Source organism: Paraclostridium sp. MRS3W1, from assembly GCF_032465715.1.
GTDB classification, from domain to species: Bacteria; Bacillota; Clostridia; order Peptostreptococcales; family Peptostreptococcaceae; genus Paraclostridium; species Paraclostridium dentum.
This window is the reverse complement of the sequence record NZ_JAWDJM010000176.1, coordinates 1-13,686: the sequence shown is the minus strand read 5'-3', so window position 1 is coordinate 13,686 and position 13,686 is coordinate 1. Positions and strand designations below refer to the sequence as shown.

The 13,686-nt window shown below is 26.7% G+C and carries 14 protein-coding genes and 1 pseudogene; 13 read left to right on the top strand and 2 right to left on the bottom strand.

Annotated features, from left to right (window positions below; genetic code table 11):
* A pseudogene (locus RWY47_RS15195) lies at nucleotides 1-370 on the top strand (GTP 3',8-cyclase MoaA); the annotation flags it as partial.
* A 33-nt stretch (nucleotides 371-403) separates the two neighbouring features.
* Here the strand turns inward: RWY47_RS15195 and RWY47_RS15190 are convergent.
* Nucleotides 404-811 (bottom strand): GtrA family protein, encoded by a 408-nt coding sequence (locus tag RWY47_RS15190; protein WP_224170268.1) that lies wholly within the window; start codon nucleotides 809-811, stop codon nucleotides 404-406.
* 206 nt (nucleotides 812-1,017) lie between these two features.
* Here RWY47_RS15190 and yiaY point away from each other — a divergent pair, with 206 nt between their 5' ends.
* Nucleotides 1,018-2,187, top strand: coding sequence for an L-threonine dehydrogenase (yiaY, locus tag RWY47_RS15185; RefSeq protein ID WP_150842837.1), 1,170 nt, complete (start codon nucleotides 1,018-1,020; stop codon nucleotides 2,185-2,187).
* Nucleotides 2,188-2,310: 123 nt separating this feature from the next.
* Here the strand turns inward: yiaY and RWY47_RS15180 are convergent, their stop codons facing one another.
* Nucleotides 2,311-3,387 carry a M24 family metallopeptidase gene (locus tag RWY47_RS15180; protein ID WP_168930981.1) on the bottom strand — a complete coding sequence of 359 codons (1,077 nt, stop codon included), beginning with the start codon at nucleotides 3,385-3,387 and terminating at the stop codon, nucleotides 2,311-2,313.
* Nucleotides 3,388-3,593: 206 nt separating this feature from the next.
* On the opposite strand from RWY47_RS15180, the gene RWY47_RS15175 reads away from it, so the two are divergent.
* The 11 genes from RWY47_RS15175 to RWY47_RS15125 all read left to right on the top strand — a co-directional run bounded on the left by RWY47_RS15175 (nucleotide 3,594) and on the right by RWY47_RS15125 (nucleotide 13,414).
* Nucleotides 3,594-4,187 carry a DUF3793 family protein gene (locus RWY47_RS15175; protein ID WP_224170269.1) on the top strand — a complete coding sequence of 198 codons (594 nt, stop codon included), beginning with the start codon at nucleotides 3,594-3,596 and terminating at the stop codon, nucleotides 4,185-4,187.
* A gap of 114 nt (nucleotides 4,188-4,301) precedes the next feature.
* Complete coding sequence (locus tag RWY47_RS15170) at nucleotides 4,302-5,099, top strand: Cof-type HAD-IIB family hydrolase (RefSeq protein WP_224170270.1); 798 nt, start codon at nucleotides 4,302-4,304, stop codon at nucleotides 5,097-5,099.
* Nucleotides 5,100-5,310: 211 nt separating this feature from the next.
* The gene (locus RWY47_RS15165) at nucleotides 5,311-6,732 is read left to right on the top strand and encodes a YfcC family protein (RefSeq protein ID WP_150842834.1); all 1,422 of its coding nucleotides are present in this window, start codon (nucleotides 5,311-5,313) and stop codon (nucleotides 6,730-6,732) included.
* Between the two features lie 106 nt (nucleotides 6,733-6,838).
* Nucleotides 6,839-7,057, top strand: a complete 219-nt coding sequence (locus RWY47_RS15160) for a hypothetical protein (RefSeq protein WP_021431314.1) — start codon at nucleotides 6,839-6,841, stop codon at nucleotides 7,055-7,057.
* Nucleotides 7,058-7,224: 167 nt separating this feature from the next.
* Complete coding sequence (locus RWY47_RS15155) at nucleotides 7,225-8,169, top strand: alpha/beta hydrolase (RefSeq protein ID WP_150885255.1); 945 nt, start codon at nucleotides 7,225-7,227, stop codon at nucleotides 8,167-8,169.
* A 152-nt stretch (nucleotides 8,170-8,321) separates the two neighbouring features.
* Nucleotides 8,322-8,618 carry a hypothetical protein gene (locus RWY47_RS15150; RefSeq protein ID WP_021433120.1) on the top strand — a complete coding sequence of 99 codons (297 nt, stop codon included), beginning with the start codon at nucleotides 8,322-8,324 and terminating at the stop codon, nucleotides 8,616-8,618.
* Nucleotides 8,619-9,027: 409 nt separating this feature from the next.
* Entirely contained in the window at nucleotides 9,028-9,657 is a 630-nt protein-coding gene (locus RWY47_RS15145; protein ID WP_021431311.1) for a DUF4397 domain-containing protein, read from the top strand.
* A gap of 66 nt (nucleotides 9,658-9,723) precedes the next feature.
* Nucleotides 9,724-10,545 (top strand): alpha/beta hydrolase, encoded by an 822-nt coding sequence (locus tag RWY47_RS15140; RefSeq protein ID WP_021431310.1) that lies wholly within the window; start codon nucleotides 9,724-9,726, stop codon nucleotides 10,543-10,545.
* 18 nt (nucleotides 10,546-10,563) lie between these two features.
* Nucleotides 10,564-11,574 carry an acyltransferase family protein gene (locus RWY47_RS15135; RefSeq protein WP_021431309.1) on the top strand — a complete coding sequence of 337 codons (1,011 nt, stop codon included), beginning with the start codon at nucleotides 10,564-10,566 and terminating at the stop codon, nucleotides 11,572-11,574.
* Nucleotides 11,575-11,586: 12 nt separating this feature from the next.
* Nucleotides 11,587-12,231 carry a peptidylprolyl isomerase gene (locus tag RWY47_RS15130; protein WP_142729699.1) on the top strand — a complete coding sequence of 215 codons (645 nt, stop codon included), beginning with the start codon at nucleotides 11,587-11,589 and terminating at the stop codon, nucleotides 12,229-12,231.
* A gap of 121 nt (nucleotides 12,232-12,352) precedes the next feature.
* A complete protein-coding gene (locus RWY47_RS15125) occupies nucleotides 12,353-13,414 on the top strand; it encodes a lysylphosphatidylglycerol synthase transmembrane domain-containing protein (RefSeq protein ID WP_025162612.1) in 1,062 nt (353 codons plus the stop codon).
* Nucleotides 13,415-13,686: the final 272 nt, after the last annotated feature.

The window sequence follows — 13,686 nt, the reverse complement described above, 5'->3', positions numbered from 1 at the left end:
ATTTAAAAATGGATATATCAATTTAAAAGAAGCTTTAAATAAAATAGAAAACTTAAAACCTATAAAAAATGAAGAAAAAAGTGTTGCATCTTATTATAAACTTGGAAATTCAAAAGGAAAAGTAGGAATAATTACACCTATGAGTTGCTCGTTTTGTAGTGAATGTAATAGAATAAGAATGACTTCTAATGGTAAAGTAAAATTGTGTTTACATTCTAGTGAAGAGTTAGACATTAATAAGTATTTAAACAATGAGAATGAGTTTACTAATTTGATAGAAAAGTATATATACGAAAAACCAGAAAAGCATAAATTAATAGAAAATAAAAAGAGTGATACGAAAAGAAATATGAATCAAATAGGTGGTTAAAAAATTAAAGATATATATTAAATAGGTTACTATTTAATATATATCTCTTTTTATTACAGCTCTCATCATAAAAAAGACAGGGGGAGTAGAAAAAACTGGAGCAAATAAAGGTGCTATAATCTCATTAATATGAAGTATGTTTACAAATAAGATTATTATTATCATATTTAAGAAAAATTCAAATACGTAAACTAAAGAAGACAATAAAAACTTTTTAGCTGTATAATTAGATTCTTTAAAGGTAAACTTTGAATTTAGAAAATATGAAGCGGATACACTTATTAAACTAGTTATAGAATAGGCTATTAAATAGTGAATTTCTAAAAATAAATACAAACTAATATAAATCATTTGAGAAATTACAAAATTTGTTATACCTATAGCATTAAATTTAAGATATTCTATAATTTTCATTTTATACTTTTTTAAAATTAAAATCATTACACTTTCTCCTTAATATTGACCAATGATGTCGTTACGTGTAAAAACATTTCATAATATAGTATTGGTTTTATAATAACATGATATTTACATATAAAAAACAAAAAAACTATATACATAAGGAAAAATGTGGTATATAATTATAGTGTGTTAAATAAAAAACAAATAATAACGCTTAAAAAAACGTTTAACAAGGGGGAAAAGACATGAGTTATGCATTTTTTATGCCGAATATAAGTTTAATGGGACCAGGGTGCGTTAAGAAAATAGCAGAAGAGATAACTTCAAGAGGACTTAAAAAAGCTCTTATAGTATGTGGAAAAAGATCTTCTAAAAGTGAAGAGTTCAAAGGGGTAACCAATCTTTTAGAAGAAAATAATATAGATTATGTAGTTTATCCAGGATCTATACCAAATCCAACTGTAAAAAGTGTTATGGATGGGGTTGAAATATTAAAAGAAAATGACTGTGATTTTGTAATTTCTTATGGAGGAGGTTCTCCTCATGACTGTGCAAAAGGAATTGCATTAGTTGCAACAAATGGAGGAAATATAAAGGATTATGAAGGAATAAATAAATCTTCTAAACCTCAATTACCTTTAATTTCAATAAATACAACAGCAGGAACAGCTTCTGAAATGACAGTATTCTCTATAATAACAGATGAAGAAAGACATGTAAAAATGGCTATAGTTGATAAAAATGTTACGCCAATACTTGCAGTAAATGATCCGGAGTTAATGGTTAGTATGCCTAAATCACTAACAGCAGCAACAGGAATGGATGCTTTAACTCATGCAGTTGAGGCATATGTATCAACTGCGGCTACACCAGTTACTGATGCTTGTGCTCAAAAAGCTATAGAGCTTATAAATGATCATTTAAGAGATGCAGTAGAAGATGGAAATAACATGGAAGCAAGAGATATGATGGCTTATGCTGAATACTTGGCAGGAATGGCATTTAACTCAGCTTCACTTGGATATGTACATGCAATTGCACATCAACTTGGTGGTTTTTATGATTTACCACATGGAGTATGTAATGCTATATTACTTCCAGAAGTACAAGTATTTAACTCTACAGTTTGCAGTGCTAAGTTAAAGGATGTAGCTAAGTTTATGGGTGTTGAAACTAAAAACATGAGTGATGAAGAAGGAGCAAAAGCTTGTATAGAAGTTATAAGAAAATTATCAAGTGATATAGATATACCAGCAGGCCTTAAAGAGCTAGGAGTTAAAGTAGAAGATTTTGATATTTTAGCAGATAATGCACTTAAAGATGCTTGTGGGTTAACTAATCCAATAAAAGCAACTCATCAAGATGTAAAAGATATACTTACAAGAGCGATGGGGAATGCAACTGAACTTGCTTAAAAATTAAATAAATTATTATATATCAAAAAAGATTATCTTAAGTTAATTTAAGATAATCTTTTTTTGTATAAATATATAGGTATAAAAAAAGCATAGACAAAATATTTATCTATGCTTTAAAATTTATCCAACTATAACTAATTCTTTATCATGTTTATTTAAGTTTTCATGACCATCTTTTGTAACTAGAACTAAATCTTCTATTCTAACTCCGAATTCACCTGGTAGGTATATACCTGGCTCAACAGAGAATATCATACCTTCTTGAACACAATCAGTATTAACAGAAGAAACATCTCCCATATCATGACACTCAAGACCTATAGAGTGACCAGTTCTATGAGTGAAGTATTTTCCGTATCCTTTTTCTGTTATATAATCTCTAGCAGCTGCATCTATATCACAGAATCTAACACCTGGTTTAACTAAAGCTATAGCTCTTTTATTAGCTTCTAAAACTATCTCGAATACTTCTTTAGCTTTTTCAGGAGCTTCTTTATAGAATACTGTTCTAGTCATATCTGAACAGTAGTTATCTTTTACACAACCTATATCAAGTATTATAGCGTCTCCAGCTTTAACTTTTCTATCTCCAGGAGTACCGTGTGGATCTGCTCCAGTTGGTCCAAATCCTATTATAGGAGAGAATGAGAAACCATCAGCACCTAAATCTTCATATATTCCAGATAATTTGTTAGCAAGTTGCTTTTCTGTTAAATCTGAATTTATAGTATCTTTTAATCTCTTCATAGCTTCATCGTTTAAAGCAGAAGCCTTTCTCATTAAATCCTTTTCCTCTTCATCTTTAGAAGATCTTAAAGTATCTACTATGTAAGAAGAATTTACAAATTTACAATTTGGACATAAATCCATTAAAGCTAATAAGAATTTAGCAGGCCAGTTTTTATCAACACCTATAGTACCATTTTTATCTATACCGTTGGAAACGATTTCAACTGAGTTTTGAGTATCGTTAAACCAAACCATTTCAACACCTAAGTCTTCAGTTACAGGGAACAATTCGTTTATAAACATCTTATTATTTCCATTAACATTTATATATAATGCTAATAATCTTTCTCCTGGATGTATCATTTTTCCTGTTAAGTAGAATATTGCATATGGATCACTAATTAACATTTGATCTATGCTATTTTTCTTCATTTGATCAAGAACAGCGTTTAATCTTTGAGTTTTCATATATCCATCTCCCTTTTAATTGTATAAATATCTTACAAGTAAATTTTAACATAAATTTATATAAAATGTAAAATAATTTAATTAAATGAAATTTAAATGGATTATAATAATAAAATTTAATATATAAGTAAAAAGATATTGAAAATCATTATCAATAATGTTAAAATTTAATTATGATAATGATTTTCAATTAAGCGGAGGTTAATATGAATATAAAATGTGATTACTCATGTAAAAATAGAATAGATTCGTCATACATAAAATGGATACTAGAAATTTTAGGTCCTGTAATTTTAGGATCAAAGCCTAGTGAAATATTAAATATTTCACTTAATGACAACAATAAAGAATATAAAATAAAAGAAATAGAATCTTTTTTCAAAAACTGCTCTAGATTAAAATATGAGATAGTTTATAAGGCTAATGGGGAAATAAAAATACTATTTATAAATAAAGATGCTCTATCGGAAACTTTAAAAAATAAAAAATGCGTAAATTTTCTTAAGTTTATAGGATATCCAAATTACTATACACTAGATAATTATATAAAATGTTTATTAGATAAGTTAAAAGAAAATGAATTTCCACATGAGATAGGTATATTTTTAGGATATCCACTAAAAGATGTAGTAGGATTTATGGGATATGGAAATTATGAACTTCAGAAGACAAAGTATTGGAGAGTATATGGAAATACTGAAATTTCAGATGAAATATATAATAGATTTTTAGAAGATAGGAAAAAAATGAGAAATATGCTAGAGAAAAAATCTCTTGATATAATAAAAAAAGTAGTTTAAATAAATTGTTACTATCAAAAACTGATTCAAAAGTGTAAAAATAAGAAGGAAATGGTATTAATATACTAGAATATAATATAATTGAAATTAAATAGGCATTTAAAGGAGGCAAATATGAATTATAAATTGATAGTAACAGATATGGATGGAACCTTGTTAAATGGAGAGCATGAAATCAGCCAGAAAAATAAAGAAGCTTTGAAATTTGCTGCTGATAATGGGGTTAATGTAGCTATTGCAACAGGGAGAATTTATGAATCAACTATTAAGTACGCTAGAGAGTTAGGAATAAAAACCCCTATAATATGTTGTAATGGAGCTTTGATTAAAGAGTCGACTGGAAATATAATATACGAAAGTCAAATAGAAAATTATATATGTAACAATATAATTGATGTTTTAGAAAAAAATAATATATATTATCAGTGCTTTACAGATGATACTATATTTACTACATATATAAACGAATGGCTTAGAAAATACCAAATGCAAGAAGATTTAAATATAAATATAATTGAAAGTGAAAATATAAAAGAGCAAATAATAGGAAAAAATATTTTGAAGTTTTTAATTATCGAAAGTAATTTAGAATTACTTTCTAAAGTAGAAGAGGAGTTAAAAACTATTCAAGATATAGAATTGACAAAATCTTTCTTTGACAATATAGAGGTAATGAAAAAAGGAGTTAACAAAGGGAGTGCTGTAGAAAGTTTAGCTAAGTACTTAAATTTAGAAAAGAGTGAAATAATAACTTTTGGAGACAATCATAATGATTTAAGTATGATACAATATGCTGGCATGGGAGTTGCAATGGGAAATGCTGAAGATATAGTAAAAGAAAATGCAAACTTTATAACTTGTAAAAACACTGAAGATGGTGTGGCACAAGCAATAAGTGAACTATTAAAATAAATAAAAAGCATAGGCGTGAGCTTATGCTTTTTTATATATTGAGTTTAAAAGTTATAAATTTCAGAAAAAATTAAAAAATTCAAATATGAATTACCAAAATATGCTATAATTTTAGTGAAAAGGGTTATATAAATATAGAATTTGACGTAAATGACTGTCACAAATTTATCAATCTAAAATAAAAAAAGGGGTTATTATAGGGAGATGAATTATGAGTAAATCAGAGATTTTAGAAAACAACAAAAACAAAAAAAAGAAAAAGATTAGCATTCCTCATACTTTTACGATAATCTTTGCATTGATTATCGTTATGGCTGGATTAACTTGGATAATACCAAGTGGACAGTTTGATAGAACTGAAGTTGATGGAAGAAGTGTAGTTGTACCAGGAACATATAAAGTAGTGGAATCTAATCCACAAGGAATACCAGAAATATTTAAAGCTCCAATAGATGGATTTATAGATGCTGCAGAAGTTGTAGGGTTTGTAATATTAGTTGGAGGAGCATTTGGAATTGTAAACAAAACTGGAGCTATAGAAGCAGGTATTGGGCATACGATTTCTAAAATGAAAGGGTTGGAGTTTTTAATTATTCCAATATGTATGATTTTGTTTGGATTAGGAGGGACAACCTTTGGGATGCATGAAGAGGCACTTCCTTTTTACATCATATTTATTCCTATGATGGTAAGTTTGGGTTATGATTCCCTAACTGGAATGGCAGTGGTATTTATTGGAGCAGCTGCAGGAACAGCTGCATCAACAATAAATCCTTTTTCAACTGGAATAGCACAAGCTTTGGCTAATATAGCACCAGGATCAGGGATTGGATATAGAAGTATAATTTTTGTAATTATAATGGCAATATCTATCGCATTTGTTATGTTACATGCCAATAAAGTTAAAAAAAATCCACAAAAATCAATTGTATATGAACTAGATAAAAAAAATAGAGAGCATTTTGTAATGGGTGATTCAAATATAAAACCATTTACAAAAAAAGAGTTAGCTGTTTTAGTTACATTTACTGTTGGTATGGCAGGTATGGTTTATGGAGTAGTTGCCAAAGGATGGTATATACCAGAAATCTGTATGATATTCTGTGCAATGGGAATATTATCAGGGATATTTGGAGGATTAAAACAATCTGAAATTGTAGAAGCCTTTGAAGAAGGAGCAAAAGATTTAATTACAGCAGGTCTTGCAATAGCTTTAGCTCGTGGAATAGTAATAATTGCACAAAATGGATTTATAATAGATAGTATATTAAATTCAGCAGCAAACTTATTAAATGGACTTCCAAAGTCAATATTTATAGTTTTAACATTCCTGCTTGAAAGTGCTTTAACTATTTTAATACCATCATCATCAGGGCTTGCATCACTTACAATACCAGTACTTGCTCCACTTGGTGATTTGGTAGGAGTTTCATCACAACAAATAGTAACAGCGTTTCAATTTGGATCAGGATTTATGAATATGATTACACCTACGTCTGGAGTTTTAATGGGGGCATTAGCGGTAGCTAGAGTTCCTTGGGATAAATGGCTTAAATTTATAGCTCCTTTACTAATTACAATTACGGTACTTGGAATTGGATTCTTAGTTATAGGACTTCAGTTTGGTTTTTAAAAATAAAGAGCATATGCTCTTTATTTTTTTGTAAATGATTTACTAGAATTTAATTTATGAAAATAAGCACAATAAGTATGAGTATAGTTTAGAAAGGAGTATGAAAATGACTAATAATAAAAAACAAAACTTAACAAAAGTTGAACTTTACAAACAAAATAAAGAAGAAATAGCACAAGAGTTGGGCATAAATGGATATGAATCAACAGAGGTTAATGCAAAACTTGCATCTGAAGGTGAAGCTAAATATAGCAAAAAAACAATGAATAGAAAAAGTCACATAAAAAATGGCAATGGTGATTACAAAGGAAGAATGGATTTATAATATAAAGTATTATTTAAAAGGAATATATAAATATATATTCCTTTTATTTTTATAATTATAGATTATTATTCTAAGTATGTTTAAATAATTGATTACATAATGATATAATATAATAAAATAATTTTAATATACATAAAATTTAAATTATTGTAATAGTGGAGGGATTTATGAAAATAAGTAATTTTACATTTAAAGGGGAAGAAGATACTGACATATATGTATATAAATATGAGCCAATAGAAAAAGAAAACATAAACGGAATTGTTCAGATTTCACATGGAATGTCAGAAGAAGCTGGTAGATATAAAAGATTTGCAAATTATTTGACTGATAATGGTTATATAGTTTACATAAATGATCATAGAGGGCATGGAAAAAGTGCAGAAAATATAAATAGAATAGGAATACTTGCACAAAAGGATGGCATACATTGTATAGTAAAAGATTTAAACAAATTAACTAAAATTATAAAAACTGAAAATAATGGATTACCTATATTCTTATTTAGTCATAGTATGGGATCATTTGCAGCTCAAAAGTATATAATTGATTATAGCGAAGACATAGATGGAGTAATACTATCTGGTACAAATGGGTTACATGGAATAGAAGTTGATTTAGGATTTTTAGTTGCTAAAGTTATGAGCAAAATTCAAGGAAGAGAGAAAAAGGCTTATTTAATAGATAAACTAGCTTTTGGAGGATTTAATAAAAAGTTTAAACCAAATAAATCAGAGTTTGACTGGCTTAGTAGAGATTTTAAAGAAGTTGAAAAATATATAGAAAATGAATATTGTGGAGTAGTTTTTAGTAATGGGTATTTTTATGATTTATTTAAGCTATTCAAAGAAATTAGAAACATAAATAATTTGAAAAAAATAAATTCTAAATTGCCTATATATATATTTGCAGGAGATAAAGATCCTGTTGGCAAATTTGGTAAAGGTATAACTAAGTTATATGAGAATTATAAAAAAGTAGGCATAGAAAATGTTGAATTCAAATTGTATAGTGGTGGAAGGCATGAGATGTTAAATGAAATTAATAAAGATGAAGTAATAAATGATACTATAAATTGGATAAAACAGAATAATAAATTGACTAATCAATAAACATTTTAAAAAGTATTTTTACTAGTTAAAACTTATAAAAGATAGTAATTAGAAAATTATGTTAAATAAATATCTTAAGAAGTATATAAATTTTGATATTTATGGTAAAATATAAATAAAGCAAAAGAAAAGCTTTGCTTAGGGGGGAGAATATGGGTAGATTAAAAACTAGAAAATGTCATAAGTGCAAGCATACTCTAAAAAGTAAGAATTTTGTACAATTCAAAAATGGAAAACCAATATGTGGCATATATAAAACTGGGATACCAGACGAAATATTCTTTAAAGCTAAATACTGCAAAAACTTTGAACTAGCAAACAAATACAATATAGTTGAAATGGTAGATAATTTTATGAAAAAGCTGAGAGGTTGTAAAGAATGTGAGAAAAAACCTAAAATCAGTGAGAAAAAAAGTAGAGTAATATCAATAAATAAAGATGCTAAATAGGAAATATTAATATATTATATATTTTAAACTTCTACAAAGTATAAATTTGTAGAAGTTTTTTTGCGTTTAAGTAATGTTATATCCAAAAACTAGAATAATCAAAGAAATATGTGCCTATAAAGTAATTTTATCTTGGGAAATGGAAGTTTTTTTGAACAAAGGGAAAGTTTAATGACGACATGAGTGATGCTGATTTTTTATTTTAAATGCAAATACAACACCAGATGACAAAATGGAATATAAAAGCTTACATTGATATGATAAAAAAAGATAAAAAACGCCCTAACCCTAGCAATTACAATGGTTTTATTACCCAGGTAATAAAAAATAAACGCTAATTGTGGAAGTGTCATATGTCGTATAAAAGACATATAATAAATTATGTTATATCTTAAAGGGGGAGGTATGTATGAAAATAAGAGTTAATAATGATGCATCATATATAAGAGTTTTTAATGCTACGGCAAATAGCGATAAAATTGATGTATATATTAATGACGTACTTGTATTTTCTGATGTTAGATACAGAGAATTTGTTCCATATACACCAACATTTCCTGGGGATTATACGGTCAAAGTATATGAATGTGGAAATAGTGAAAAGTTAATACTAGAACAAGAGTTAACTATAGCAGGTGGAAATGTAGGTACTTTGGTTATAACAGGGATAATGCCAAAGCTTATGCTACTTGCAGTTTTTGAAGATCCAAATGAAAAAACTTGTGAGTCTAATGCAAAATTTAGAATAGCACATTTATCACCTACAACAGAGCCGATAGATTTAACAGTAAATGGGGTAAAAATGATAGATGAAATTCCTTTTGGAAAAAGAACTAATTATGCAGAAGTTCCTATAGGAGTATATGATTTTACAATAGAAGAAAGTAACGTAGAATCGGAAGAACGTAATGATGGAATAAGAATAAGTAAAAAAATTGAATTGAAAGACAATAAAATTTACACAATTTATTTAATTGGGGATGTACCAGATATTGAAATTATACAATCTTTAGATATAATAACTTATATGAACAAATAATTAGGAAGTACCTCAATAAACTTTATTGAGGTACTTCTAACTAAAAGAGATAAGGAGATAAATTACATGAACAAAAATAGACTAAAAGAAAGTATGCTTAAAGTTCCTTTGGTATATAACATTGTAACTGCAAATATTAAAGATTCTAATATACAAAGTTATGACGCTAGTTATGGAAATCATAAAAAACAATATTATAAGTTTTTTAACTTTGATGATAAAAGCCCTATAATATTTTTTGTTCATGGAGGAAGTTGGTGGCATGGAAGTCCAAAGAGATATTCTTATATAGGTAAATACTTTAATAAAAAGGGATTTAATGTAGTTTTAATTTCATATAGACTTGTTCCTAAATTTACATATCCAACACAGATAGATGATATATTTAACGGATTTAAACATTTCCTAAGCAATGAAAGAGTTATGGGTGATAGGAATAAAGTTTATGTTATGGGTTATTCAGCGGGAGGAGAATTAGCAGCTAATCTAGTTTTCAATAATTATTTTCATAAAAAGTATGGAATAGACAAACATGTATTTAAAAAATTCATATCTATATCTGGAGTGCTAAATTTTAGAGCATGTACTAGAAAATATGCAAAATCAATTATTAAAAATTATGCAAAAGGACAGAATATAGATAAAGTAAACCCTATCAACTTGATAAAAGGAAATGAAGATATACCGGTACTTTGTATACATGGCAAGTTGGACTCATTGATAAATCCTGAATGTTCGATAAGCTTCGTTGATAAATTAAATAAGGTTAATAAATCAAAACTAGCAAAATTGATTATTTTAGATAATATGTATCATAGCAATATACTGAATATAGCAAGAGGAAATGGGAAAAAAGATTCAAAGGTTATTTTAGACTTCTTAAACTAATGAAAAGAGGATCATGAATTGGAAAAAGGTAGCAATATTGAAAAAAGAGATTATCTAATTGATAATCTTAAAGTTATTTTAATGTTTGCAGTTGTATTTGGGCATACAATAGAATATTATATAAATCAAGATGATACATTAAAAAGCATGTATATGTATATATATATATTTCATATGCCTTTATTTATATTTATATCTGGATATCTATCTAAAAAAGGTGTTAAGTCAAATTTGGTTTTGATTAAAAAGCTTTTAATACCATATATTTTCTTTGATATAATTTGGTACATTGGAGCTTATATAGTTACAGGTAAAAATATGTTTTCTATATTTTATCCTGGATGGACATTATGGTATTTATTGAGCTTATTTTTTTGGAGGATATCCATTAAATACTTAACAAAAGTAAAATGGATAGTTCCTATAAGTTTTGCGCTAGGACTGTTAATTGGGCTTGATAGTATGGGACAAAATTTTTTATCAATATCTAGAACTATAGCATTTTTACCGTTTTTTCTTATGGGGTACTATACAGATTCAACAAAACTTAATAAAATAAACAATATGAGCAAAGGAATTGGTTATTTTATAGTAATAGTTTTTATTTTAATTGCAATATACATATCAAAGTATGATGTAGTAGGTTATAAGTTCTTATATAATTCATATGCATATAAGACCAATCAACTAAATATGATACAAGGTTTAATAGGAAGAAGCTTACTTTATTTAGGATCTATAATACTTAGTATAGGTATTGTAAATGTAGTTCCAAATAGAAAGTTTTGGTATAGCAAATATGGTAAAAATACTATGAATATATATGTATTTCATATATATTTAATTGTTATAGTAATACATTTTATACCAAGCTGGAATATTAGCTTATTTTCTAATCTTGGTATAATATTAAGTCCTATATTAATAATGATTTTATTGTCAGGAGATTTTGTAAATTATATATATAATTTTATTTTTAATCCTATAAACAAATTGTTTGATTATATAGCTAACTTAATGAAAATATAGAGGGGGATTTAGATGAAAAAAATAACTAGAAAAATAATATTACTAGTATCAGTACTGTGTTTAGGATTAATGATTGGATGTTCTAAAAAGAGTGGAGAAGAAAAAGAATATACTAACAAACCAATTGATCCACCAAAAGAGCTACCAATAGCGACTATAAAAGTTAAAGATTATGGAACTATAGAAGCTGAATTATACCCACACTTAGCTCCAAACACAGTTAATAACTTTATAGAACTTGCTAATAATAAGTTTTATGATGGACTTATTTTCCATAGAGTAGTAAAAGACTTTGTTATACAAGGTGGAGATCCAGAAGGTAGTGGTACAGGAGGACCTGGATACTCTATAAAAGGAGAATTTGATGACAATGGATTTAAAAATGATATAAAACATGAAAAAGGTGTATTATCTATGGCTAGAAGTCAACAACCGGATTCAGCTGGAAGTCAGTTTTTCATAGTTACAAAAGATGCAAAAAACTTAGACAAGCAATATGCTGCTTTTGGAAAAGTAATAAAAGGAATGGATGTTGTAGACAAAATAAATAATGTAGAGGTAGGTTCTAATGATAAGCCTAAGAAAAATGTTGTTATAGAGAGCATAAGAGTTGACACTAAAGGTGTAGAATATAAACCTGCTGAAAAAATTAAATAGATGTTAAAATAAGAGCAGATATCTGCTCTTATTTTTTACGCTAAAAATTAAAACTATTGAAATAAAAGTAAAAAATAGTATACTTATAAAAGGATGGGTAAAATCGATTAGGAGAAATGTTATGGACATATTAACTAAAAGACAAAAAGATATATTACAGTATACCTTTTTATTATTTTTAATTGCATTGACTACATATTTGGTGTGTACGACTCTAAATATAAATGTTTTATCTAAAATTATTAAAATTATAAATTTAAAATATATAGCATTAGGATTTTTATGCATAATAATGTATATAATATTAGAAGCTTATATACTAAAGATAATATTAAATTCAATTCATAAAACGAAAATTAAGTCGTTGGGATTTAATATAGGAACAATGGGTTTGTATTATAACTTAGTAACACCGTTAGCTTCAGGAAGCCAACCGATGCAAATTTATGCTTTGACAAAATCAAAGGTTCCTGTAAGCAAAGCTACTGCAGTTATAGCAAATAAGACTGTTATATTTCAAACTGTAGTTACTCTATATTGTGGGATATTGTTGTTTAATCATTATATATATTTAGAAAGAGAGCTAAACTCTATAATTATATTAGTTGCAACTGGTATGATTATGAATATATTTGCATTGAGCTTTGGGATTTTAATAATATATAGTCCTAAAAAAACTAAGAAAATAGTAAATATAGCATTAAATATATTAAAAAAGATAAAAGTATTTAAAAAATTAGAAGATAAGCAAGAAAGTATAAATAAATTTATTGATGAGTATAATTATTCAATTAAGCTATTTTTAAATGATAAAAAGTCATTAATAAAATCTTTACTTTTTACGATAGTTCAACTGACTTTGTATTTTAGTATAGCTTATTGTATATACAGATCATTAAGTTTGAATTCTCAGTCATATGGACATATGTTAACATTACAGGCTTTTTTATATATGGCTGTATCTCCTGTTCCAACACCTGGAAATGTAGGGGCTAATGAAATTGCATTTTTTACTATATTTAAAGATGTAATTCCTAAAGAATTATTAGGATATTCTGTATTTTTATATGGAATATTTATATATTACTTTATATTATTATTTTGTGGAATTTTTACAATTAGATACCATTATAAAATGAAAAAAATAAGAAAAAATGAAAGTAGTAGTAACATTAATTCATAAAAAATAATATTATATATAAATAGTAAACCACAACATTAGAGGTGACATGAATGTTTATATCAGTTATATTGTGGAGTTTAGTAATTTGTATTATTACTTTAGGTATTTACTATTTATATGACGATAAAAAGTCAAAAAACGATGATAAAGAAGATTTGTATTAAATTTACTGAAAAAGAAAAGTATTTATACTTTTCTTTTTTTTTGCGCTTAAGGAAATTATGGTTACTAAAAATCTATTGATAACTTATGGAACTTAGTTATATCAATAT